Origin of the sequence: Reichenbachiella ulvae (assembly GCF_025833875.1) — a bacterium.
GTDB lineage: Bacteria > Bacteroidota > Bacteroidia > Cytophagales > Cyclobacteriaceae > Reichenbachiella > Reichenbachiella ulvae.
In genome coordinates this window covers 4,903,010-4,926,599 of record NZ_JAOYOD010000001.1, presented here as the reverse complement: position 1 = coordinate 4,926,599, position 23,590 = coordinate 4,903,010, and the positions used below count along the sequence as shown (strand labels likewise).

36 protein-coding genes are annotated in these 23,590 nt (G+C 39.9%); 1 reads left to right on the top strand and 35 read right to left on the bottom strand.

Going from position 1 to position 23,590, the window contains the following annotated elements; translation table 11 throughout:
- The first annotated feature begins 60 nt into the window (after positions 1–60).
- Positions 61–2,505 (top strand): TonB-dependent receptor, encoded by a 2,445-nt coding sequence (locus tag N7U62_RS20280; protein WP_264139924.1) that lies wholly within the window; start codon positions 61–63, stop codon positions 2,503–2,505.
- Positions 2,506–2,570: 65 nt separating this feature from the next.
- Here N7U62_RS20280 and N7U62_RS20275 read toward each other — a convergent pair whose 3' ends face one another.
- The 35 genes from N7U62_RS20275 to rpsL all read right to left on the bottom strand — a co-directional run bounded on the left by N7U62_RS20275 (position 2,571) and on the right by rpsL (position 23,454).
- On the bottom strand, positions 2,571–3,758 hold the full coding sequence (locus N7U62_RS20275) for a DUF5009 domain-containing protein (protein ID WP_264139923.1): 1,188 nt from the start codon (positions 3,756–3,758) through the stop codon (positions 2,571–2,573).
- A gap of 150 nt (positions 3,759–3,908) precedes the next feature.
- On the bottom strand, positions 3,909–5,186 hold the full coding sequence (gene eno / locus N7U62_RS20270) for a phosphopyruvate hydratase (protein ID WP_264139922.1): 1,278 nt from the start codon (positions 5,184–5,186) through the stop codon (positions 3,909–3,911).
- A complete protein-coding gene (carA, locus tag N7U62_RS20265; RefSeq protein ID WP_264139921.1) occupies positions 5,183–6,292 on the bottom strand; it encodes a glutamine-hydrolyzing carbamoyl-phosphate synthase small subunit in 1,110 nt (369 codons plus the stop codon). Before carA ends, eno begins: the two co-directional genes overlap by 4 nt.
- A gap of 114 nt (positions 6,293–6,406) precedes the next feature.
- On the bottom strand, positions 6,407–6,976 hold the full coding sequence (gene rplQ, locus N7U62_RS20260) for a 50S ribosomal protein L17 (RefSeq protein WP_264139920.1): 570 nt from the start codon (positions 6,974–6,976) through the stop codon (positions 6,407–6,409).
- A gap of 2 nt (positions 6,977–6,978) precedes the next feature.
- Positions 6,979–7,968, bottom strand: a complete 990-nt coding sequence (locus tag N7U62_RS20255; protein WP_264139919.1) for a DNA-directed RNA polymerase subunit alpha — start codon at positions 7,966–7,968, stop codon at positions 6,979–6,981.
- Positions 7,969–8,001: 33 nt separating this feature from the next.
- Positions 8,002–8,607 carry a 30S ribosomal protein S4 gene (rpsD, locus tag N7U62_RS20250; RefSeq protein ID WP_264139918.1) on the bottom strand — a complete coding sequence of 202 codons (606 nt, stop codon included), beginning with the start codon at positions 8,605–8,607 and terminating at the stop codon, positions 8,002–8,004.
- Positions 8,608–8,631: 24 nt separating this feature from the next.
- Entirely contained in the window at positions 8,632–9,024 is a 393-nt protein-coding gene (gene rpsK / locus N7U62_RS20245) for a 30S ribosomal protein S11 (protein WP_099599725.1), read from the bottom strand.
- A gap of 9 nt (positions 9,025–9,033) precedes the next feature.
- A complete protein-coding gene (gene rpsM / locus N7U62_RS20240) occupies positions 9,034–9,411 on the bottom strand; it encodes a 30S ribosomal protein S13 (protein ID WP_264139916.1) in 378 nt (125 codons plus the stop codon).
- A gap of 2 nt (positions 9,412–9,413) precedes the next feature.
- Positions 9,414–9,530, bottom strand: a complete 117-nt coding sequence (ykgO, locus tag N7U62_RS20235; protein ID WP_073122828.1) for a type B 50S ribosomal protein L36 — start codon at positions 9,528–9,530, stop codon at positions 9,414–9,416.
- A gap of 6 nt (positions 9,531–9,536) precedes the next feature.
- Positions 9,537–9,755 (bottom strand): translation initiation factor IF-1, encoded by a 219-nt coding sequence (gene infA / locus N7U62_RS20230; RefSeq protein WP_264139915.1) that lies wholly within the window; start codon positions 9,753–9,755, stop codon positions 9,537–9,539.
- A gap of 15 nt (positions 9,756–9,770) precedes the next feature.
- Complete coding sequence (secY, locus tag N7U62_RS20225) at positions 9,771–11,090, bottom strand: preprotein translocase subunit SecY (protein WP_264139914.1); 1,320 nt, start codon at positions 11,088–11,090, stop codon at positions 9,771–9,773.
- 3 nt (positions 11,091–11,093) lie between these two features.
- Positions 11,094–11,540 (bottom strand): 50S ribosomal protein L15, encoded by a 447-nt coding sequence (rplO, locus tag N7U62_RS20220; RefSeq protein ID WP_264139913.1) that lies wholly within the window; start codon positions 11,538–11,540, stop codon positions 11,094–11,096.
- 31 nt (positions 11,541–11,571) lie between these two features.
- Positions 11,572–11,751: a 50S ribosomal protein L30 gene (gene rpmD, locus N7U62_RS20215; RefSeq protein ID WP_264139912.1), complete on the bottom strand. Its 180-nt coding sequence runs from the start codon at positions 11,749–11,751 to the stop codon at positions 11,572–11,574.
- Between the two features lie 4 nt (positions 11,752–11,755).
- A complete protein-coding gene (gene rpsE, locus N7U62_RS20210; protein WP_264139911.1) occupies positions 11,756–12,274 on the bottom strand; it encodes a 30S ribosomal protein S5 in 519 nt (172 codons plus the stop codon).
- Positions 12,275–12,280: 6 nt separating this feature from the next.
- Positions 12,281–12,628, bottom strand: coding sequence for a 50S ribosomal protein L18 (gene rplR, locus N7U62_RS20205; protein WP_264139910.1), 348 nt, complete (start codon positions 12,626–12,628; stop codon positions 12,281–12,283).
- A 9-nt stretch (positions 12,629–12,637) separates the two neighbouring features.
- On the bottom strand, positions 12,638–13,189 hold the full coding sequence (gene rplF, locus N7U62_RS20200; protein WP_264139909.1) for a 50S ribosomal protein L6: 552 nt from the start codon (positions 13,187–13,189) through the stop codon (positions 12,638–12,640).
- Between the two features lie 10 nt (positions 13,190–13,199).
- Positions 13,200–13,595, bottom strand: coding sequence for a 30S ribosomal protein S8 (gene rpsH, locus N7U62_RS20195; RefSeq protein ID WP_264139908.1), 396 nt, complete (start codon positions 13,593–13,595; stop codon positions 13,200–13,202).
- A 74-nt stretch (positions 13,596–13,669) separates the two neighbouring features.
- Positions 13,670–13,939 carry a 30S ribosomal protein S14 gene (rpsN, locus tag N7U62_RS20190; protein ID WP_099599734.1) on the bottom strand — a complete coding sequence of 90 codons (270 nt, stop codon included), beginning with the start codon at positions 13,937–13,939 and terminating at the stop codon, positions 13,670–13,672.
- A gap of 1 nt (position 13,940) precedes the next feature.
- Positions 13,941–14,498, bottom strand: coding sequence for a 50S ribosomal protein L5 (rplE, locus tag N7U62_RS20185; protein WP_264139907.1), 558 nt, complete (start codon positions 14,496–14,498; stop codon positions 13,941–13,943).
- The gene (gene rplX, locus N7U62_RS20180) at positions 14,491–14,811 is read right to left on the bottom strand and encodes a 50S ribosomal protein L24 (protein ID WP_264139906.1); all 321 of its coding nucleotides are present in this window, start codon (positions 14,809–14,811) and stop codon (positions 14,491–14,493) included. Before rplX ends, rplE begins: the two co-directional genes overlap by 8 nt.
- Before the next feature lie 33 nt (positions 14,812–14,844).
- Positions 14,845–15,213 (bottom strand): 50S ribosomal protein L14, encoded by a 369-nt coding sequence (gene rplN, locus N7U62_RS20175; protein WP_073122840.1) that lies wholly within the window; start codon positions 15,211–15,213, stop codon positions 14,845–14,847.
- A gap of 2 nt (positions 15,214–15,215) precedes the next feature.
- On the bottom strand, positions 15,216–15,473 hold the full coding sequence (rpsQ, locus tag N7U62_RS20170; RefSeq protein WP_264139905.1) for a 30S ribosomal protein S17: 258 nt from the start codon (positions 15,471–15,473) through the stop codon (positions 15,216–15,218).
- A 7-nt stretch (positions 15,474–15,480) separates the two neighbouring features.
- Positions 15,481–15,678 carry a 50S ribosomal protein L29 gene (gene rpmC, locus N7U62_RS20165; RefSeq protein ID WP_264139904.1) on the bottom strand — a complete coding sequence of 66 codons (198 nt, stop codon included), beginning with the start codon at positions 15,676–15,678 and terminating at the stop codon, positions 15,481–15,483.
- A gap of 32 nt (positions 15,679–15,710) precedes the next feature.
- Positions 15,711–16,130 (bottom strand): 50S ribosomal protein L16, encoded by a 420-nt coding sequence (gene rplP, locus N7U62_RS20160; protein ID WP_264139903.1) that lies wholly within the window; start codon positions 16,128–16,130, stop codon positions 15,711–15,713.
- A gap of 40 nt (positions 16,131–16,170) precedes the next feature.
- Positions 16,171–16,896: a 30S ribosomal protein S3 gene (rpsC, locus tag N7U62_RS20155; RefSeq protein WP_264139902.1), complete on the bottom strand. Its 726-nt coding sequence runs from the start codon at positions 16,894–16,896 to the stop codon at positions 16,171–16,173.
- A gap of 5 nt (positions 16,897–16,901) precedes the next feature.
- Entirely contained in the window at positions 16,902–17,291 is a 390-nt protein-coding gene (gene rplV, locus N7U62_RS20150) for a 50S ribosomal protein L22 (RefSeq protein WP_264139901.1), read from the bottom strand.
- An 11-nt stretch (positions 17,292–17,302) separates the two neighbouring features.
- Positions 17,303–17,578: a 30S ribosomal protein S19 gene (gene rpsS / locus N7U62_RS20145; protein WP_099599743.1), complete on the bottom strand. Its 276-nt coding sequence runs from the start codon at positions 17,576–17,578 to the stop codon at positions 17,303–17,305.
- 3 nt (positions 17,579–17,581) lie between these two features.
- The gene (gene rplB / locus N7U62_RS20140; RefSeq protein WP_264139900.1) at positions 17,582–18,403 is read right to left on the bottom strand and encodes a 50S ribosomal protein L2; all 822 of its coding nucleotides are present in this window, start codon (positions 18,401–18,403) and stop codon (positions 17,582–17,584) included.
- 11 nt (positions 18,404–18,414) lie between these two features.
- Positions 18,415–18,702 (bottom strand): 50S ribosomal protein L23, encoded by a 288-nt coding sequence (gene rplW, locus N7U62_RS20135; protein ID WP_264139899.1) that lies wholly within the window; start codon positions 18,700–18,702, stop codon positions 18,415–18,417.
- Positions 18,703–18,706: 4 nt separating this feature from the next.
- Positions 18,707–19,336: a 50S ribosomal protein L4 gene (gene rplD / locus N7U62_RS20130; protein ID WP_264139898.1), complete on the bottom strand. Its 630-nt coding sequence runs from the start codon at positions 19,334–19,336 to the stop codon at positions 18,707–18,709.
- Between the two features lie 2 nt (positions 19,337–19,338).
- A complete protein-coding gene (rplC, locus tag N7U62_RS20125) occupies positions 19,339–19,971 on the bottom strand; it encodes a 50S ribosomal protein L3 (RefSeq protein ID WP_264139897.1) in 633 nt (210 codons plus the stop codon).
- 180 nt (positions 19,972–20,151) lie between these two features.
- Positions 20,152–20,457 (bottom strand): 30S ribosomal protein S10, encoded by a 306-nt coding sequence (gene rpsJ, locus N7U62_RS20120; RefSeq protein WP_089356797.1) that lies wholly within the window; start codon positions 20,455–20,457, stop codon positions 20,152–20,154.
- Between the two features lie 20 nt (positions 20,458–20,477).
- Complete coding sequence (fusA, locus tag N7U62_RS20115; protein ID WP_264139896.1) at positions 20,478–22,577, bottom strand: elongation factor G; 2,100 nt, start codon at positions 22,575–22,577, stop codon at positions 20,478–20,480.
- A 12-nt stretch (positions 22,578–22,589) separates the two neighbouring features.
- Positions 22,590–23,057: a 30S ribosomal protein S7 gene (gene rpsG / locus N7U62_RS20110; protein WP_264139895.1), complete on the bottom strand. Its 468-nt coding sequence runs from the start codon at positions 23,055–23,057 to the stop codon at positions 22,590–22,592.
- A 16-nt stretch (positions 23,058–23,073) separates the two neighbouring features.
- Positions 23,074–23,454, bottom strand: coding sequence for a 30S ribosomal protein S12 (gene rpsL, locus N7U62_RS20105; RefSeq protein ID WP_264139894.1), 381 nt, complete (start codon positions 23,452–23,454; stop codon positions 23,074–23,076).
- Positions 23,455–23,590: the final 136 nt, after the last annotated feature.

The following is a 23,590-nucleotide window of genomic DNA, read 5'->3' as shown; positions in this document are numbered from 1 at the left end:
TCTCAATAGAATTGCTTTCAACCTTTGTAAGGTCAAAAACTAAAAAGCAAAAACTGAAATATGAGATTTATTATCACAGGAATTTTATTGGTACTTTCATCATTAACTTTTTTAGCCAAGGCTGAGGATGCAAGAAAATTCACCGTGTCTGGCAAAGTGGTAGATGCCTCCAATCAGCAAGCTCTTGGTTATGCCACAGTCTCCATTCATAACAAGTCCACGGACGAGCTCATATCAGGAACCATCACACAAGAAAGCGGGACCTTTAATTTTGAAGTTAAACCTGGGAGTTACTATCTGGAAGTAAAATTCATTTCATATCAAAGTAAGAAAATAGAAGTTGTAGTTAACAATTCGGATGTCCGTGTGGGTAGCATACCTCTATCTGAGGATAGCAAGCAGCTCAAAGAAGTGGTTGTCGAAGGAAGAAAAGAACAGGTTGAATTCTCCCTAGACAAAAAGACATTCAATGTCGGAGAGAATGTAAGCAACGTCGGTAAAAATGCTTCAGACATTCTGGACAACCTCCCTTCAGTTCAAGTTGATGTAGAGGGCAATGTTTCTCTACGAGGCAATGATAATGTAAATATCCTGATAGACGGGAAACCATCTGGCATGGCGGGCATGAGCAATCAAGATGCCCTTCGTATGCTTCAGGGCAACATGATCGAAAGGGTTGAAGTTATCACTAACCCATCTGCACAATACGATGCAGAGGGTACGGGTGGTATCATTAATATCGTACTGAAAAAAGATGCTAAGAGGGGCTTGAATGGTACGTTTGGACTAGACCTAGGATATCCAAACCTCATTAGGCCCAACGCCAGTATCAACTACCGATCAGGTAAATTCAACTTCTTCGCCGGGGCAGGTCTGAGCTACCGCCGCTATAACGGCTATGGAGAATCCTTTTCTAAATACTTTGAATTGGACTCGATAACCTCTCAAATTGACTCTACATACTCTACCGATAGAGACAGACGACACGACCGAGGTGGGATTTCTCAAAACTACCGTATAGGTGCTGACTATTTCATCAATGATAATAACAAGTTGACACTAACAGGGATTTACAATATCGGGGATGAAACCAACAACACTGCAATAGTCTATGAAGACTATGACATTAACGATTCGTTAAATTACGTCACCAATCGGAAAGATAAAGAGACGGAAGACGAAAGTCTCACAGAGATTTCACTCAACTATGAGAAAACCTTCTCCCAAGAAGAACACAAGTTAACGGCCTACTTTCAATACAGAGACAATAGTGAACTTGAACAGTCTGACATCATTGAAACAACCACTAATCCAAAAAAAGAAGATCTCAATCAGAAGGTAAGAAACGATGAAGGTGAAAACACCCAGCTATTTCAACTCGATTACATACATCCCCTATCAGAAAACAGCAAATTCGAAATCGGTACGCGTACCTCAATCCGAAATATTCGAAACAACTATCAACTCGACTCCTTGAACGGAACTGTTTGGGAACGAGACGAAAGATTTTCCAATGACTTTGAGTATCAAGAAAACATTTATGCTGGATACATCATTTATGGTAATAAATGGAATCAATTTTCCTATCAGCTAGGCTTACGAGTTGAAGCCACTGATATTGAGACCAAATTGCAATCAGAAAATCTTGTTGATAGAAATGAGAAAAATTATGTCAATTATTTCCCTTCACTTCACCTAACCTACGAGATCAATGAAGACCAAAATTTCCAACTAAGTTATTCACGCCGATTACGAAGACCTAGTTTCAGAAACCTCAACCCAATTAGCAGTTTCAGTGATAATAGAAATTTCCGTATTGGCAATCCTGATTTGGATCCAGAATTGACAGACTCTTACGAGGTTGGCTACTTACAAAACTGGCAAACAGGTTCTTTTTATGGAGGCATATATTACAATCATACCACGGATGAAATCGATCGTTTGAGTTTTCCAAGTACTGACCCAGATGAATCTGGAGTGATCTATTCCCAGCTATTCAATCTAGCAACGGAAGATGCGTATGGATTCGAACTCAATGTATCTCAAGATCTTACCGATTGGTGGGTTGTAAATGGTGATTTCAATATATATCGTAGAATCACATCAGGAGAGGCCGAAGATAAAGATTTCTATGCTGATGCCCGGTCGTATAGTGCCAGAGTTAATTCAAAAATCAAGCTTCCTCAAGACATAGATTTTCAAACCAATTTGAACTATCGAGGACCCCAAAACACAACCCAAGGAAAAAGACTAGCTTATTACACTGTAGATATAGGAGCTACCCGTGACTTTTTTGATGGGAATGCTACTCTAACCGCTAGTGTGCAAGATTTATTTAACACCAGAAAATGGAGAAATGAATCAGCCGATGCTGAGTTCGAATCTAAATCCGTATTTCAATGGAGGTCCAGACAATTCACCCTCAGCTTTACCTACCGACTCAACCGCCAAAAAGAGCGGAAAGAGGGTCGAGGGGGATTTGATGGAGGCGATGAAGACATGTAATACCCATAATGATTATAATTTAGTTTAACCGATCGCCGGAATGAATCTAATTTGTTCCGGCTTTCTTATATATGCAGTCTTATGTTCATCCTATTGAACAGTTTCATCAGATAAAGCATGATCACAGAAAACACCGCACTCCAAAGAATGCCTGGCACTCCACTTGCGAAATATTCAGGAATCACATGAAAGCCAAGTGAGGCATTGAAATAAATAATAATACCTGGGAGGATATAAATAAGAAGAGGATTGGCTGCTGCGGGCATAAAAAACTCACTCCACGAAACGCGTTTCTTTTCCTCCATCAGCCAATAAAGAAAATAATAGACAATCGTGCAGATACCTGCTGAATACAAGCACCAAGAGGGAGTCGCACGTATTTTCGAAACTTCAAAATAAGGCCTTAGTAATAATCCAGCACCAAATAATAGAGCAGCGAATGCAATAACGGCCCAATTTATTTTTTCCCATTTGCGTTCAAAAAACAATAGTGAAACCAGTACCCCTGCACTGACTATTGAAGCATGTGTCATGTGTCCCGAAACAAAACTAAAAACAGGATTTTCATTAATGGACAATCCATCCATAGAAGCTATGCAGTTGACACTAACACAAAGAAGGAAAAATGCAAAAACGGCTAATATCCTACCTTTCACCATCCAGTAACTCACAACTGTAAAAAGATAGGCCCAACCAATCAATCCTAAAATCCCCCACCATTTAGGTGTAAGGCCAATACCTCCATCCTCCCTAACATACAAGAAGTATAAAGCGACTAGCCCCAATACTCCTCCATATTGTAGCGCGTACTTCCACGTTTTGGAGAAGTTTTTACTGTACTTGTTCCAGATGGGTATGGGTAAACTATAGGCTAAAAAAGCCCAAAGTGAAGGAGTGATAAGCATCTGACTAGCATCATAGCCATACTCTGCATTGACCATATACAGCCCCATCACAATAAGTGCAAAACTACGGATGAGCGTATGTTTCCAAATTTCTAAGTTACTATCCCCTTTCCTCAGTCTTGCATTGAAAGCAAAGGGAACAGACATCCCTACAATGAATAAGAAAGCGGGAAAGACTAGATCAACAAAAGTCATCGCATCTGCCTCAGCTGGCATATGCTTCATCCATTGCGGGACATTTGACACTCCAGCCAATTCATTGACAAATATCATTACCAAAATAGTAATGCCGCGAAAAGCATCAATCGAAGTGATGCGCCCTTGATACAATTGCTCTTTAACCTTCATAAAACTTAATCGGTCAATTCTAATCTCTTCAAATTAAAGTCAGCTATGTCTTGTGCGAAATTTATTAGCTAAAGAACAAACTTTGGTTTCTAAACAACAAAAAAGGGCTCCTGAATCAGGAGCCCTTTCTAATATTATTCACTCAATAAATTAAGCCTTAGGGAACTTAGCTACTTCGCCAAGCTCTTCTTCAATTCTTAACAATTGGTTGTATTTCGCCATTCTATCAGATCTAGACAATGAACCAGTCTTGATTTGACCTGCATTGGTAGCCACTGCGATATCTGCAATAGTAGCATCTTCAGTTTCACCTGATCTGTGTGAGATTACAGCAGTGAATCCCGCTTTGTGAGCCAATTCGATAGCGTCCAAAGTTTCAGATAAAGTACCGATTTGGTTTACCTTGATCAAGATAGAGTTCGCAGATTTCTCTTCGATACCTCTTTGCAAGAACTTCACGTTGGTCACAAACAAATCATCACCAACTAGCTGACACTTGTCACCGATTTTCTCAGTCAAAAGCGCCCAAGTAGACCAATCTTCTTCAGCACATCCATCCTCAATAGAATCGATTGGATATTTCTCTACTAGTTCAGCCAAATAAGCTACTTGCTCTTCAGCATTTCTCTTCTGACCATTTGGCCCTTCGAATTTAGAGTAGTCATATTTGCCATCCACGAAGAATTCAGAAGAAGCACAATCCAATCCAATAGTAATATCCTTACCTGGCTCGTATCCTGCCGCTTTGATCGCGCTCAATACGCTTTCTAGCGCTTCTTCAGTACCACCTGTAAATGCAGGAGCAAATCCTCCCTCATCACCTACTGCAGTACTCAAACCTTTGTCATGTAAAATTTTCTTCAACGCGTGGAAGGTCTCAGCTCCCATTTGCATTGCCTGAGAAAAAGTCTCAGCTCCAACTGGACGGATCATAAACTCCTGGAATGCGATAGTCGCATCAGAGTGAGATCCACCATTGATGATGTTCATCATTGGTACTGGCAATGTGTGTGCATTAGTACCCCCGATGTATCTGAAAAGAGGAAGACCTAATTCTTCAGCTGCTGCTTTAGCTACTGCCAAAGAAACACCCAAGATAGCATTGGCTCCTAACTTGCTCTTAGTTTCAGTACCATCCAAATCAATCATCAATTGATCGATATAGCGTTGATCAAAAACAGATAGACCAATTACCTCTGGCTGGATTACGTCATTTACATTCTCTACCGCTTTCAAAACACCCTTACCTAAGTAAGTGCCCTTATCACCGTCTCTTAATTCAACAGCCTCGTTAACGCCAGTAGATGCTCCAGATGGAACAGCCGCTCGTCCTAACACACCGCTTTCAGTTACTACATCTACTTCGATGGTTGGATTTCCTCTTGAATCCAGTATTTGTCTTGCAAATACACTTTCGATCAAACTCATGATTCTTTTTGTTTTTTAATTAGTTGAATAAAATCGTCAAATAAATACCTGGAATCGTGAGGTCCCGGAGAAGCCTCCGGGTGATGCTGTACTGAAAATACAGGCTTGCCCTTAACTCTAATTCCAGCTACGGTATTATCATTGAGATTAATGTGTGTTAATTCTAATTTATCAGAAGCTTCCACTTCCTTTTTATCCACTGCAAAACCGTGATTTTGAGAAGTAACTTCACTTCTACCAGTCACCAGGTTCTTCACTGGATGATTTAGTCCTCTATGACCATGGTGCATCTTGTAAGTACTCACACCATTTGCCAAAGCGATGATTTGATGTCCCAAACAAATCCCGAACATAGGTTTATCCTCATCCATGATTTGTTTTACAGTCTCGATTGCATAAGGCATGGCTGCAGGATCACCCGGTCCATTAGAGATAAAATAGCCATCTGGGTTATAAGCCTTCAAATCTGCAAATGAAGTCTCCGCCGGAAAAACCTTTAACTCACAACCTCTATTGGTCATATTAGTCAAAATGGACTTCTTACACCCAATATCCAGCACTGCTACCTTATATTCACCACCTTCGTTTAGTAGGTACGGTTCCTTTGTCGTCACTTTAGAAGACAACTCCAAATGATCCATACTTGGCACCTTCCCGAGCTCTTCTCTCAGTTTAGCCAAATCATCAATCTCAGAAGTAATGATGGCATTCATAGCACCTTGACTTCTGATTTGCTTTACGATCTTTCTAGTATCCAAGTCCGCTATCCCAACGATACCGTTTTTCTCTAAATACTCGTCCAAAGTAGACTCACCATCGTGGCGGCTATGAATCTCGGAATATTCATTCACCACCAGGCCATTAATTTTAGGTCTGTCTGATTCTATTTCAAAATCAACCGAACCATAGTTACCAATATGTGAGTTGGTATTCACGATAATCTGTCCAAAGTAGGACGGGTCAGTATATACCTCTTGATAACCAGTCATCCCAGTATTAAAGCAGATCTCTCCACCACTGGTGCCTTTACTTCCTATCGAAGTACCTTCAAAATAACTCCCATCTGCCAGGAGTAAAAAAGCTTTGTCGCGTTGTTTTAGTTTCATATGAGCCTCAGAAGACGGTGATTAATTCACCGCAAATCTTACTATTTTTTAGACATAAAAAAAGCCATCCCGACACTTATCGAGATGGCTTTTATATGATAATAATCTTTTCAATTATTGCTTATCCTCTTTTTGAGAATCATCAGAAGACTCTTCCTTCTCAGGAGCTTCTTCTGTAGTAGCTTCAGGTGCTTCAGGAGCAGTTTCTACTACTTCTTCAGTAGCAGCTACTTCCACTGCTGGAGTTTCTCCTGCAGATGTTCCTTTACCTCTTCTACTTCTTCTTGTCTTAGCTTTAGCCGGAGCAGATTCCTTGAGCATCAATTCGTTGTAATCAACCAACTCCATAATACACATATCTGCATTATCCCCTAATCTGTTACCAGTTTTAAGGATACGAGTATAACCACCCGGTCTGTTAGCAACTTTATCAGCTACACTGCCGAAAAGCTCAGTTACAGATTCCTTATTTTGCAAGTAAGAGAACACTACTCTTCTAGAGTGAGTGGTATCATCCTTTGCTCTGGTGATGATAGGCTCTACGTACTTTCTTAAAGCTTTTGCTTTTGCAACAGTAGTTGTAATTCTCTTGTGCAAAATCAAAGAAGAAGCCATGTTAGATAACATCGCGCCTCTGTGCGATGCAGTTCTACCTAAATGATTAAATTTCTTCCCGTGTCTCATTTTTACTCCTCGTCTAATTTATATTTTGACAAATCCATGCCAAAAGTTAAGTTCTTATCAGCAACAAGCTGCTCTAGCTCTGCCAACGATTTCTTACCAAAGTTTCTGAACTTCATCATATCAGAAATTTCCAGTCTTACCAAATCTCCCAATGTTCTCACATCAGCAGCTTTCAGACAGTTATAAGCTCTAACCGAAAGATCGAGATCATTCAAGCCAGTCTTCAACAGTTTTCTCATGTGAAGCATCTCTTCATCCACTGCCTCAGGCTCACCTGCGTCATGCGTATCCAGGATCATCGTCTGATCAGAGAACAACATGAAGTGTTGGATTAAGATATTAGCTGCACCTTTCAATGCATTCTCAGGGTGAATAGATCCGTCAGTCTCGATATCAAGAATCAACTGCTCGTAATCTGTTTTTTGCTCTACACGAGTGTTTTCAACAGAAAACTTCACATTCTTGATTGGAGTGAAAACTGCATCGATTGGAATAAAACCAAATACTTGTTCAGCAGGTTTATTTTCCTCAGCAGCTACATAACCACGACCTTTTTCGATTGTCAATTCAATTTCGAATTTAACACTCTCATCCATGTGACAAATCACGTGATCCGGATTCAAGATTTCGAATGCTTCTGTAGAACCATTTATATCACCTGCTTTGAATTCCTTCTTACCAGATAAACTTACTACAATTTTGCTATCCGCTACATCTGCAATCTTCTTGAAACGAACCATTTTCAGGTTCAAGATGATTTCAGACACATCTTCTACTACACCCTCAATTGTAGAAAATTCATGCAATACTCCAGGGATTTTAATTCCAGTGATGGCATAACCTTCTAGTGAAGACAATAGAATTCTTCTCAACGCATTGCCCACAGTTACACCATAGCCCTGCTCAAGCGGTTTAAAGGTAAACAAGCCGTGAAAGTCATCAGCCTTCTCCATCACCACCTTCTCAGGCATTTGAAATGCTAGTATTGACATAATTATTTCTTGCTTAAAAAATTAATGAATAGATTATTTAGAGTACAATTCTACTATGAGTTGCTCCTTGATGTTCTCAGGAATCTCCTCTCTAGTAGGAAGAACTGTCAGTTTACCGGCTAGTTCAGTTGAATCCCACTCCAACCAAGGGTATTTGCTAACAGCCCCTCTTGAAAGACTATAAGTAATGGCTTCCAAAGATTTAGATTTCTCTCTTACCGCTACGATATCTCCCAATTTCACACTAAATGAAGGAACATTTACAATTTCGCCATTGACGGTGATATGCTTGTGAAGAACCAATTGTCTAGCAGCGTTTCTTGTAGGAGCGATTCCTAATCTGAATACGATGTTGTCCAATCTTGATTCCAACAATTGCAATAGAATCTCACCAGTAATACCGCTTTTTCTAGAAGCATGGTCAAAAAGATTAGAGAACTGCTTCTCTAACAAACCATAGGTATATTTAGCTTTCTGCTTTTCAGCAAGCTGAATCGCATATTCTGACTGCTTTTTTCTTCTACCTCTTCCGTGTTGTCCAGGAGGATAGTTCTTTTTAGCTAAAGTCTTATCTGGGCCATAGATTGGATCATTGAATTTTCTCGCAATCTTAGTTTTTGGTCCTCTATATCTTGCCATTTCCTATTTCTTCTAAAAATGATATTAAACTCTTCTTCTTTTTGGAGGTCTACATCCGTTGTGAGGCAGTGGAGTAACATCTTTAATCATAGTTACTTCGATACCTGCATTTTGGATAGTTCTGATCGCTGACTCACGTCCAGCTCCAGGACCTTTCACAAAAACCTCAACTTTTCTAAGTCCAAGCTCATATGCAGCTTGTGCACAGTCCTGAGCAGCTACTTGCGCAGCATAAGGAGTGTTTTTCTTAGAACCTTTGAAGCCCATTTTACCAGCAGAAGCCCAAGAAATCACCTGACCTGTTTGATTGGTCAATGAAATGATGATATTGTTGAATGAAGCTTTGATGTGCGCTTGGCCAATCGGCTCAACAACAACGACTCTTTTTCTACCTTTATCTTTTCTTTTTTGTGCCATTGTCAATTATTATTTAGTAGCCTTCTTCTTATTGGCAACAGTTTTTCTTTTACCTTTTCTGGTTCTAGCATTGTTCTTAGTATGCTGACCTCTTACTGGAAGACCCTTTCTATGTCTCAATCCTCGGTAACATCCGATATCAAGAAGACGCTTAATATTTAACTGTACTTCTGATTTTAGAACACCTTCAACCTTGAAGTTTTCGCTGATGTAAGATCTGATCTTACCTGCTTCATCTTCAGTCCAATCCTGAACTTTTTTGTTCCAGTCAACACCAGCTTCAGTCAATACCTTTTGAGCTGAACTACGACCCAGTCCGAAAATATAGGTAAGAGCAATCTCACCTCTTTTATTATCTGGAATATCTACTCCTGCAATCCTAGCCATAATTATCCTTGTCTTTGCTTGAACCTAGGGTTCTTTTTGTTAATAACGTAAACTTTTCCGTTTCTACGAATGACCTTGCAGTCAGCGCTTCTCTTCTTTACGGATGCTTTAACCTTCATAATTTTTTATTTATAGCGGTAAACTATTCTTCCTTTAGTTAAGTCATATGGAGACATCTCCATTTTCACTTTATCACCTGGCAAGATTTTAATGTAATGCATTCTCATCTTTCCAGAAATATGAGCTATTACCTCATGTCCATTTTCAAGTTCAACTCGAAACATTGCGTTTGACAATGCTTCTTTAATTGTACCATCTTGTTCTATTGATGCCTGTTTAGCCATAGTAAATCTTAATAATTAAGCGACAGCTATATTTTCCGATCTACCCTTCAGCTTACCAGACTTCATCATTCCTTCATAATGTCTCATCAACAAGTATGATTCGATTTGCTGTAGCGTATCTAAAATCACACCTACCATGATCAACAAAGAGGTACCTCCAAAGAACTGAGCAAAGTTAGTACTCACACCAGCCATCTGAGCAAATGCTGGCATCACAGCCACAATCGCTAAGAACAATGAACCTGGCAGAGTCACTCTGGTCAGTACAGTATCTATAAATTCTGAAGTAGCGCTTCCAGGTTTCACACCAGGAATAAAACCACCGTTTCTTTTCATATCATCTGCAATCTGATTCGGATTCACCGAGATAGCAGTATAAAAGAAAGTAAACAAAACAATCATAATTCCGAATGTCAAGTTATACTGCCAAGACTGGAAGTTAGAGAAAGTAGCACCTATATACTGCGCCACATCACTAGAGTCTGCAAAATAACTTGCAATCATAGCAGGCAAAAACATCAATGACTGAGCAAAGATGATCGGCATCACACCAGCCGAATTCACTTTTAGAGGAATGTATTGACGCTGACCGCCATATACTTTATTTCCTACTACCTGCTTGGCATATTGAACAGGAATTCTTCTTACCGCCTGAGTCAACAACACTACCGCCATCACTACGAAGAACAAACCAATCAATTCAAGAAGGAAGAACAAAGCTTCGCTCATACCTCTAGTGATTGCTTCCTGCAACAAACTACCCGGGAAACGAGAGATAATACCAATCATGATCAGCATCGATATACCGTTTCCAATTCCTTTATCTGTAATTCTCTCACCTAACCACATGCAGAAAATAGTTCCTGCTGTTAAGATTACAATAGATGAGAAGGTAAACATGACCTTGTTTTCTAGTACGATAGCCTCAGCTGGAATAGCTCCTGCCAAGTAGGCACTACCTTGTGCAAAGGTGATCGCAATAGTCAGTACCCTTGTAATCTGATTAATTTTCTTTCGCCCACTGTCTCCTTCTTTCTGCAACTTCTGGAAATATGGCACTGCCATAGTCAAAAGCTGGATTACAATAGAGGCAGAGATATATGGCATAATCCCCAGACCAAAAATGGAGGCATTGTTAAATGCACCTCCTAAGAATGTGTCTAAAAGACCGAATATACCTTCTGCTTTATCAGCAAGTTTAGAAGGATCTATACCAGGCAAAACTACGAAGGTTCCTAATCTAAAAATGATCAAGAAGCCAACCGTGTTTAAGATCCTAACGCGTAGATCTTCAATCGAGAAAATATTCCTTATCGTACTGAAAAACTTTTTCATAAATTAAACTGTAGTTGCTTTTCCTCCTGCTTTCTCGATAGCCTCGATCGCAGATTTTGAAAAAGCGTGAGCAGAAACCTCTACTTTAGCAGACAATTCTCCTCTACCCAAAACTTTTACCACATCACCTTTAGCTGCTAGTCCATTATCTACCAATACTTCAACAGTAATAGCAGTTATTTTCTTCTCATCAGCTAATTTCTGAAGTGCGTCAAGATTAATTGGCTTAGCCTCTACTCTGTTAGGAGATTTGAAACCAAATTTAGGTACTCGTCTATAAAGAGGCATTTGTCCCCCTTCGAAACCTAACTTTCTAGAATAACCTGATCTAGATTTGGCTCCTTTGTGACCTCTTGTAGAAGTTCCCCCTCTACCAGATCCCTGGCCTCTACCGATCCTTTTGTCGGACTTAATCGATCCTTCTGCCGGCTTTAAACTATTTAATTTCATCGTTATGTGATTTCAGAAATTAGTTCTAAAATTATTTCTTCTCTACAGACACTAAGTGTGCCACCTTGTTGATCATTCCCTCGATTTGAGGAGTCAAATCTTTCTCAACAGACTTATTAATTCTACCTAATCCCAAAGCCTGAATTGTCAGTTTTTGATCCTTAGGTCTCTTAATAATACTTCTCTTTTGTGTAATTACTACCTTCGCCATCTTCTTAGCCGTTAAAAACTTTAGACAATTCTACACCTCTTTGCTGAGCTACCGTATAAGGATCTCTCATTTTATTTAGCGCATCAAAAGTAGCCTTTACCACGTTGTGCGGGTTAGATGAACCTTTAGATTTAGCCAGTACATCATGTACACCTGCACTCTCTAATACTGCTCTCATCGCACCACCAGCAATAACCCCGGTACCTTGAGCAGCTGGCTTCAATAGAACCAATCCACCACCGAACTTACCAATCGCATCGTGAGGTACAGTACCTTTAAAAACAGGTACTCTTACCAAATTCTTCTTAGCGTCATCTATGCCTTTAGTGATAGAATCAGTTACCTCGTTGGCTTTACCCAAACCGTAACCTACTACACCGTTTCCATCACCGACAACTACGATAGCAGAAAAACTAAATCTTCTACCACCCTTCACCACTTTAGCAACTCTTTTAATCGCCACTACTTTTTCTTGTAGTTCGATTTCACTTGCTTTTATAGCTTTTACGTTATTCTTAGACATAATCAATTAAAATTTAAGGCCTCCTTCTCTAGCCCCGTCTGCTAAGGCCTTGATTCTTCCGTGATATGGGTATCCCCCTCTATCAAATACTACTGCACTGATTCCGCTTCCTGAAGCTTTTTCCGCTAATTTCTTACCTACTTCTTTTGCAGATTCGATGTTCACAGTAGCGGTACCTAGTTCAGCTGAAGATGTAGCCAACAGAGTAGCTCCGTTTACATCATCGATCAACTGTACATAGATTGCTTTATTGCTTTTATAAACAGATAATCTAGGGCGTTCAGCAGTTCCGCTAATCTTATTGCGGATGCCTCTTCTTATTCTAAGTCTTCTTTGCTCTTTAGTAATTGCCATGTCTATTTATTATTTAGCAGCAGTTTTACCAGCTTTTCTTCTAATAATCTCACCAACAAATCTGATACCTTTTCCTTTGTAAGGCTCGATTTTTCTAAGTGATCTAATTTTAGCAGCAACCTCTCCTACCAATTCTTTATCAGTAGATTCCAAAGTTACGATTGGGTTTTTACCCTTTTGAGTCTCTGCACTAACCGATACTTCAGATGGGATCTGCATAAATATATTGTGAGAATAACCCAGGTTCATCTCAAGAATTTGACCTTGAGTAGTTGCTTTATAACCCACACCTACCAATTCCAATTCTTTCTTATATCCTTCAGATACACCAATAACCATGTTATTGATCAATGATCTATATAGACCATGAAGGGCTTTATGTCTTTTTTGATCAGTTGGTCTCTTAACTGTAATCTGACCATCCTCAACAGCAAGATCAAAATCACTATCGACTTCTCTCGCTAAGCTTCCTTTGGCACCTTTCACGTTTACCGTGCTTCCGTCAATTTTGACTTCCACTCCTTGAGGTAATGCTATTGGCTTATTTCCTACTCGTGACATTTTGCTCTAATTAATAAACGTAACACAATACTTCACCGCCAACTTTTTGCTCCTTGGCTTCCTTATCGGAAATTACACCTTTGGAAGTTGACAAAATTGCAATACCAAGTCCATTTAATACTCTAGGTAATGCGTCAGCCTGCGCATACTTTCTCAATCCTGGCTTTGACACTCTTTCTAAGTGCTCAATTGCCGACTTTTTAGATTGAGGGTTGTATTTCAGCGCAATTCTGATTTTCCCCTGAACACCATCGTCTTCGAACTTATAGTTTCGAATGAACCCCTTGTCCATCAACACTTTAGTCATCTCCTTCTTTATATTAGAAGCAGGGATCTCTACGATTCTATGATTCGCTCTTATGGCGTTTCTTAATCTTGTTAAATAATCTGCTATTGGATCAGTCATTACAGTACACTTTTAACCCCTATTTTTTAACAGGGGTGCAAAGTTAGTTAATATTTTATATTTTAAAAACTCTTTTACCAGCTAGCTTTAGTTACACCAGGTATTTTTCCAGCACTTGCCATCTCTCTGAAGGTAACTCTGCTAATACCGAACTTTCTCATGTAACCTTTTGGCCTACCAGTAAGCTTACATCTGTTGTGTAATCTTACCTTTGAAGAGTTTCTTGGTAACTTGTCCAATCCTTCGTAATCGCCAGCAGCTTTTAACTCTGCTCTTTTGGCTGCATACTTAGCAACAAGTTTTTCTCTTTTTCTTTCTCTGGCTTTTATCGATTCTCTTGCCATATCAATTATTATTTTTTCCGGCGAATGGCATTCCAAACGCTTTCAACAATTCAAAACTTTCTTCATCAGTCTTGGCAGTAGTCACAAAAGTGATATCCATACCAGAAATTCTGTTGATTTTATCGATCGAAATCTCTGGGAAGATGATTTGTTCCTTCACACCAAGTGTGTAGTTACCTCTACCATCAAAACCTTTGTCTTTGATTCCTTTGAAGTCACGTACACGAGGAAGAGCTACAGTCATCAAACGATCGATGAACTCGTACATCTTATCTCCTCTCAAAGTCACGCGAGCACCGATAGGCATGTTTTCTCTCAACTTAAAGTTAGAGATCGCTTTCTTAGACAATGTAGGAACGGCTTTCTGACCAGTGATCTGAGTCAACTCCTCAACACCAGCATCTACCAATTTCTTATCAGATACAGCATCTCCAATACCACGGTTGATTGAGATCTTTTCGATCTTTGGTACCTCCATGATAGATTTGTACTGAAATTTCTCTTTCAAAGCAGGGATAATTTCCTCTGCGTATTTGGTTCTTAATCTAGGATTAGCCATTGATCACCTCCCCTGTTTTCTTTGATACTCTTATCAATTTCCCATTATCACCTGCTTTTCTAGCTACTTTAGTAGCTTCTCCAGATGCAGGGTCTACTAGCATCAAGTTGCTCAAGTGAATAGGAGCTTCTACTTTTTTGATGCCACCTTCTGGATTTTCTGCTGAAGGCTTGGTGTGCTTAGTCACCATATTCAGACCTTCAACGATAGCTTTATACTTTGCTGGGAATACCTCTAGTACAGCACCAGTTTTCCCTCTGGAATTACCAGCTAGAACCTTAACAGTGTCCCCTTTTTTTACGTGAAATTTCATTGTCTAATATTTTTTCAAATTAGAATCCTAACCTTAAAGCACTTCAGGTGCCAATGAAACAATCTTCATGAATTGCTTCTCTCTTAACTCTCTAGCCACTGGCCCGAAAATCCTGGTACCTCTAGGCTCATCGTTACCACCAAGAAGAACAGCTGCATTATCTTCGAAACGGATGTATGAACCATCCTTTCTTCTCACTTCCTTCTTAGTTCTTACAACTACTGCTTTAGATACTGTGCCTTTCTTTAGGTTACTCGAAGAAATTGCCGACTTAACAGTAACAACAATTTTATCACCTACTGAGGCGTACCTTTTACCAGTACCTCCCAATACGCGGATACAAAGTACTTCTTTAGCACCACTATTATCCGCTACACTAAGTCTTGACTCTTGCTGTACCATCGTTATTTAGCTCTTTCAATAATTTCTACTAATCTCCACCTTTTGTTTTTAGACAAAGGTCGTGTTTCCATGATTTTCACAGTATCACCTTCACCACATTCATTGTTCTCGTCGTGTACAGCGAATCTCTTCGTGCTGCTCACAAACTTACCATATATAGGGTGCTTCATTTTTCGGAGTACTTGCACAGTGATGGTTTTATCCATTTTAGTGCTTACTACTTTCCCGATACGTTCTTTTCTTAAATTTCTGGTTTCCATCTTGAACTTATTGTTGAGCCAATTCCTTAGCTCTGATTTCAGTGTTTAACCTTGCAATTAACTTCTTAGAGTCTTTCAATCTCATAGGGTTTTCTATGGGAGTGATGGCATGAGCAAACTTTAGCTTTGACAAGCTTTCTCTCTCAGCTGCGACTTTCGTCTTCAACTCTTCTAATGACAATCCTTTTATTTCAGAATTTTTCATAGTGCTATAATTTAATCAGGTAGGTTAAACCCTTATCCTTGATAATCTCTTCTAACAATAAACTTGGTTCTAAGAGGCAACTTTTGTTGAGCCAGTCTCAATGCTTCCTGAGCCAATTCTCTACTAACTCCGGCCGCTTCGAACAAAATGGTTCCAGGCTTAACACATGCTACCCAGTATTCTGGAGCACCCTTACCTTTACCCATCCTTACCTCTGCAGGCTTCTTAGTCACAGGCTTGTCTGGAAAAATTCTAATCCAAACTTGACCTTCCCTTTTCATCGCTCTAGTCATTGCAATCCTAGAAGCTTCTATTTGTCTACTGGTGATCCATCCTGGCTCCAAAGACTTGATACCAAAAGTACCGAAAGCCAGCGTATGCCCTCTCTGAGCCATCCCTTTGATTCTGCCTTTCTGTTTCTTTCTGAACTTGGTTCTTTTTGGTTGTAACATTTCCTTAATTCTTTATTCCAACAAATGGAAGTTTCAAAAATTATTTTCTATTCCTTCTAGGACCTCCTGGTCTTCCACCAGATCTACGGTTTCCACCGCTGCTTTGGCTAGCTGCACCTACGTTAGGAGACAAATCTCTTTTTCCGTAAATCTCACCTTTGAAGATCCAGACTTTAATACCAATCTTACCGTAGATTGTATCAGCTTCAGAGATCGCATAATCGATATCTGCTCTTAGCGTATGAAGAGGAATTCTTCCCTCTTTGTACTGCTCAGATCTTGCCATCTCAGCTCCACCTAAACGTCCAGAACATTTGATCTTGATACCTTCAGCACCTACTCTCATAGTTGCAGCGATTGCTTGCTTCATCGCTCTTCTGAACGAGATTCTTGCTTTCAACTGCTGAGCAATAGATTGTCCAACTAATACAGCGTCCAATTCAGGTCTTTTGATCTCAAAGATGTTGATCTGTAGATCCTTTCCAGTAAGTTTTTTCAACTCCTCCTTGATACGATCTACTTCAGAACCTCCTTTACCGATTACTACACCTGGACGAGCCGTGTGGATAGTAAGGGTAATTCTCTTGATAGTTCTTTCGATAACAACTTTAGCAATTCCACCTTTTGGAATACGTGCGTTGATATAATTTCTGATTTTGGTGTCTTCGACTAATTTATCTGGAAACGTCTTACCACCATACCAGTTAGAATCCCAACCTTTAACGATTCCTAATCTCAGTCCTACAGGGTTTACTTTCTGTCCCATTTGTATTAGTTTTCTGAATTTTCAGTGTTACTTCCTTCTTTTGACGCTGAAGCGTTCATGCTATCTACCACCACAGTTACGTGGTTAGATCTTTTTCTGATTCTATGAGCTCTACCCTGTGGAGCAGGTCTCAAACGCTTCAAGATTCGGCCGCTATCTACGTAGATCTCTTTTACAAAAAGATCTGCTTCTTCTAGCTTAGCCTCTTCATTTTTAGCTTCCCAGTTGGAAATAGCAGAAAGTAATAATTTTTCTATTCTACCAGCACCTTGCTTTGCTTCGAACTTCAAAATGTTCAAGGCATTACTTACTCTTTGGCCTCTTACCAAATCAGCTACTACCCTCATTTTACGAGGAGAAGTTGGTACGTTTTTTAATTTTGCTACAGCTTCCATAGTTCAGCTAATTATCTCTTTTTATCCTTCTTATTGATATGGCCTCTAAAGTTTCTTGTCGGAGCAAATTCTCCCAACTTGTGCCCTACCATGTTCTCAGTAACAAATACTGGAATAAATTTATTTCCATTGTGGACCGCAAATGTATGTCCCACGAAATCTGGAGATATCATAGATCTTCTAGACCAGGTCTTGATCACGGCTTTCTTACCGGAATCATTCATCGTGTCAACCTTGTTTTCTAGTCTGAAATCTATATAAGGTCCTTTTTTTAATGATCTTCCCATTGCTTACTTGTTTTTACCGATGATCAATCTGTTAGAATATTTCTTAGGTGTTCTAGTCTTCTGACCTTTCGCCATGATACCAGTTCTAGATCTTGGGTGACCTCCTGAAGATTTACCTTCACCACCGCCCATTGGGTGATCTACTGGGTTCATTGCTACACCTCTTACTCTTGGTCTTCTACCTAACCATCTGTTTCTACCAGCTTTACCTAGTCTCACGTTCATGTGATCGCCGTTAGAAACTGTACCAACAGTAGCTAAACAAACAGCAAGTACCATTCTCATTTCACCAGAAGGAAGCTTTACAGTTGCATACTTTCCTTCTCTAGCCAAAAGCTGAACATATGATCCAGCACTTCTAGCCATAGCTCCACCTTTACCAGGCTTCAACTCTACGTTGTGAACAATAGTACCTAATGGAATCTCTGCTAGTGGAAGGGTATTCCCTACCTCTGGAGCTACACCAGATCCAGACACGATAGTCTGATCTACTTTTAGCCCTTGAGGAGCGATGATATATCTCTTCTCACCATCAGCATAGTACAACAAGGCAATTCTTGCCGTTCTCATTGGATCATACTCAATTGACTTAACAGTCGCAGGCACACCGTGCTTGTTTCTCTTGAAGTCAATTACTCTATATTTCTTCTTGTGACCACCACCGATATTTCTAACAGTCATTTTACCACTGTTGTTTCTACCACCTGAACGGTGAGTGGATTTGGTCAACGATTTTTCCGGAGTAGATTTAGTTATCTCCTCGAAAACGGGAGCGACTCTGTATCTTGTACCCGGAGTTATCGGTTTTAATTTTCTTACAGCCATTTTTTAACTATTTATACTCCTCCGTAAAAATCTATTATATCTCCTTCAGCCACCTTCACAATCGCTTTCTTGAAAGAAGAAGTTCTTCCAGTAACCACTTTTGATTTAGTGTACTTTGTTTTTGACTTTCCAGCATAAACCATTGTGTTTACGCTCTCTACAGTTACCCCGTAAGCCTTTTCTACTGCCTTTTTGATTTCAACCTTGTTGGCGTTTTTATCTACCACAAAGCCATATCTTCCTCCCTCATTCAAGGCAGAAACTTTCTCAGTAACTATTGGTTTCTTTAGTATACTCATCTTCTTATTTCGTTAATAAGTTCTGAATCTTCTCAATTGAACCTTCCAAAAGGATCAAGTTATCAGCTTTCAACAAATCATAAGTGTTGATTTGATCAGCTACTACTACTTGAGCTTTTTTCAAGTTTTTAGATGACAACAATACATTCTTATCATCTTCTTTAAGAACCAACAAGGTTTTCTTGTCAGCGAAAGAAAGGCTATTCAACAATGCTGCATAGTCCTTAGTCTTAGGTGCATCGAAAGAGAAGTCTTCCAAAACAGAAATGCTCTTTTCAGTTGCCTTATAAGACAAAGCCGATTTTCTAGCAAGCACTTTCAATTTTTTATTAAGGTCGATATCGTAGTTTCTTGGCTTAGGACCAAAAACTCTACCCCCACCTCTGAAAACAGGCGACTTGATACTACCCGCACGAGCTGTACCAGTACCCTTTTGTTTCTTAATCTTTTTAGTAGAACCAGCAATCTCGGCTCTCTCCTTAGATTTGTGCGTACCTTGTCTTTGGTTCGCCAAATATTGTTTCACGTCTAGATAGATAGCATGATCATTTGGCTCGATTCCAAAAACATCCTTAGACAAATCTACCTTTCTCCCGGTATCTTCACCAGTCTTAGTTAATACGGATACTTTCATGACTATTTCTCTAGAATTACTGTACCATTTTTAGGACCAGGAACTGATCCACTTACTAAAATAAGGTTCTTCTCAGGTATGATTTTCAACACCTGTAGGTTGGTCACCTTTACTCTATCGTTACCTGTACGCCCGGCCATTCTCATGCCTTTGAATACACGTGCTGGATATGAAGCACCACCAATAGATCCTGGCGCTCTCAATCTGTTGTGCTGACCGTGAGTAGCTTGTCCAACACCACCGAAGTTGTGTCTCTTAACAACCCCCTGGAAACCTTTACCCTTAGAGTTAGCTACCACATCTACAAAGTCTTCAACCTGGAAAACATCTGCAACACTGATGGATTGTCCTAACTGTACACCTCCTTCAAACTCAACTCGGAAGTCTCTAAACTCAACCACGTGTTGCTTAGGAGTAGTTTTCGCTTTCGCGAAGTGACCTTTCAAGGCTTTAGTCGTACGCTTTTCTTTACGCTCACCGTAACCAAGCTGTACCGATGTGTAGCCGTCAGTCTCGTCGTTCTTAACTTGCGTTACCACGCAAGGACCAGCTTCTATTAGCGTGCATGCAACGTTTCGTCCATCGGCACTGTAGATGCTAGTCATCCCAATTTTTTTTCCTATTATACCTGACATTACAGTATTAAATTTTCAATAATTTATTGTCGCCTTTTACTCTTTTCGGCAAAAGGACTGCAAAGATAGTAATAATCTACTCTCTCTCAAATTTTTAGCTATAAATATTGGATACTTATAACAACAAAAAAGAACCAACATGCGTATGCTGGTTCTTTTGACTTATACCAGTCTAAATAATTAGACCTTAATTTCTACATCCACACCGCTTGGCAATTCTAACTTCATCAATGCGTCAACTGTTTTCGCACTGTTAGAGTAGATATCTACCAATCTTTTGTAAGTACAAAGCTGAAATTGCTCTCTAGCTTTTTTGTTTACGTGTGGCGACTTCAAGACTGTGAATTTCTCTTTTACAGTAGGAAGTGGAATAGGCCCGCTTACTACTGCACCAGTAGTTTTCACCGCTCTTACGATTTTCTCAGATGACTTGTCAACCAAGTTATGATCGTAAGACTTTAGTTTGATTCTAATTTTCTGATTCATATCAATAATTATTTAGCGGACTACTCGCCTTTTTCTTTCTTAATTACTTCATCTGCGATGTTCTTCGGAACTGGATCGTAGTGAGAGAATGTCAATGAAGCTGTTGCTCTACCAGATGTCATCGTTCTAAGATCGGTCACATAACCGAACAATTCAGATAACGGCACATCAGCTTTCACCAATTGTGAATTCCCTTTTACGTCCATTCCTTTCATGATACCACGACGTCTGTTCAAGTCACCTGTCACAGAACCCGTGTACTCATCAGGAGTCACAATTTCTACAGCCATAATCGGCTCTAGCAATACTGGACTTGCCTTCTTAGCAGCCTCTTTGAAACCTAGTCTAGCTGCCAATTCGAAAGACAATGCATCCGAATCCACATCATGGAATGATCCATGATACAATTTCACCTTCATCGAATCCAATGGGAAACCTGCCAATGGACCATTCAACATAGCCGACTGGAATCCTTTTTCGATCGCTGGGATGAATTCTTTTGGAATCACACCACCTACGATTTTGTTTTCGAATTGTAGTCCTACTTTGTCGAAATCTTCATCTACTGGAGAAAGCTCGAATACGATATCGGCAAATTTACCTTTACCACCAGACTGCTTCTTGTAAACCTCTTTGTGGTCTACTAGAGACTGGATAGCTTCTTTGTAAGCCACCTGTGGAGCACCCTGGTTGATCTCAACCTTGAATTCTCTCTTCAGACGATCAATGATGATATCCAGGTGAAGCTCACCCATACCTCTCAAGATAGTCTGACCAGTGTCATGATCTGTTTCTACTACCAATGTTGGATCTTCTTCTACCAACTTAGCAATAGCCATACCCAGCTTATCAGAATCTGCCTGAGTCTTAGGCTCAATCGCATATCCGATTACTGGCTCAGGGAACACCATTGATTCTAGCACTATCTTGTGCTTTTCATCACATAATGTATCACCTGTCTTGATATCTTTAAATCCAACTACAGCAGCAATATCACCAGCATGAAACTGATCAATCTGATTTTGCTTATTCGCATGCATTTGGAATATTCTTGATATTCTTTCCTTCTTGTCAGTTCTAGTGTTCCAAACATAAGATCCAGAATCAAGTGTTCCAGAATATGCTCTAGCGAAACATAGACGTCCAACGAATGGGTCTGTAGCGATTTTGAAGGCCAAAGCTGCGAAAGGCTCGCTAGCAGAAGGCTTTCTCAACACCTTTTCTTCAGTAGTCGGATCTATACCTTCAATACCTTCTCTATCCATAGGTGAAGGAAGCAACTCCATCACATAGTTAAGCATGGTCTGAACACCTTTGTTCTTGAAAGCAGAACCACAGAACATAGGTACGAAAGCCAAATCAATAGTTGCTTTTCTAGAAGCAGCAATAATTTCATCCTTTGAGATAGACTCAGGGTCTTCGAAATATTTTTCCATCAAAGTTTCATCGTATTCAGCTACTGCCTCTAACAATTCTTCTCTGTATTGATCTACTTCTTCTTGCATGTCGGCAGGAATTTCGATTTCCTCGAAAGTCATACCTTGATCTTCTTCATTCCATACCATAGCTTTTCTCTCTACGAGATCAACTACACCACGAAATCCTTCTTCTGCTCCGATTGGTAACTGAAAAGGAACGGCTTTAGTCGCTAATCTTTCTTTGACTTGCTTACACACCATCAAGAAGTCAGCACCAGCACGGTCCATTTTATTAACGAATCCCAGACGAGCTACTTTATAGTTGTCGGCTAGTCTCCAGTTAGTCTCCGACTGTGGCTCTACACCATCAACGGCACTAAACAAGAACACCAAACCATCCAATACTCTCAAGGAACGGTTTACCTCTACGGTAAAATCCACGTGACCTGGAGTGTCAATGATATTGATATGGTATTGTTTTTCTTTATAATTCCAAAATACGGTTGTAGCAGCTGAAGTAATAGTGATACCTCTTTCTTGTTCCTGCTCCATCCAGTCCATAGTGGCTGCACCGTCGTGCACCTCACCAATCTTGTGGCTGACACCTGTGTAATATAAGATACGCTCAGTAGTGGTAGTCTTACCAGCATCGATGTGAGCAGCGATACCAATATTACGTGTCAAGCTTAGATCTCTTGCCATTATTTCTTCTGATTAAAATCTAAAATGTGAAAATGCTTTATTCGCCTCGGCCATTCTGTGCGTATCATCTTTTTTCTTCACAGCAGCTCCTTCGCCTTTTGCTGCAGCGATGATCTCACCAGCCAAACGCTCTTTCATTGTTTTTTCGCCTCTTGATCGAGAGTATGAAATCATCCACTTGATTCCTAATGACGTTTTCCTCGAAGGTCTCACCTCAATAGGAACCTGGAATGTAGCACCGCCTACTCTTCTGCTTTTCACCTCTACAGATGGCATAATGTTGTTGAGCGCTTTTTTCCAAGTTTCAAGACCATTCTCACTTGTCTTTTCTTCTACAATGTCAATCGCATCATAAAAGATCGAATAAGCAATACTCTTCTTTCCGTCCACCATCAGGTAGTTCACAAACTTTGATACCAAAGTGTCCTGGAACTTCGGATCGGGAAGAATATATCTCTTCTTTGGTTTCGATTTTCTCATCTTATTTTATCAGTTTTTACTTTTTATCTTTTGGCTTTTTCGCACCATATTTAGATCTACGCTGTAAACGGCCGCTTACACCTGCAGTATCGAGTGCACCTCTAATAATATGGTATCTAACCCCTGGCAAATCCTTTACTCTACCGCCTCTGATCAATACGATCGAGTGCTCTTGTAGATTGTGACCCTCACCTGGTATGTAAGCGTTCACTTCTTTACCGTTGGTTAATCTTACCCTTGCTACCTTTCTCATCGCTGAGTTAGGCTTCTTTGGAGTGGTAGTATAAACCCTGGTACAAACCCCGCGTCTCTGTGGACATGCGTCCAAAGCCGGAGACTTGGATTTAGAAACCATAGATTTTCTACCCTTTCTAACTAATTGTTGTATAGTAGGCATTTATCTATATTTTAAAATAATTATTCTCTACCGTAAATTTTTTCGGAACGCAAAGATAGAGACTATTATCTCTAATAAAAACATTGAAATAAAAAAATGTATTGATTATCAGTAATTTTCGGGCCGCAACTTGCTA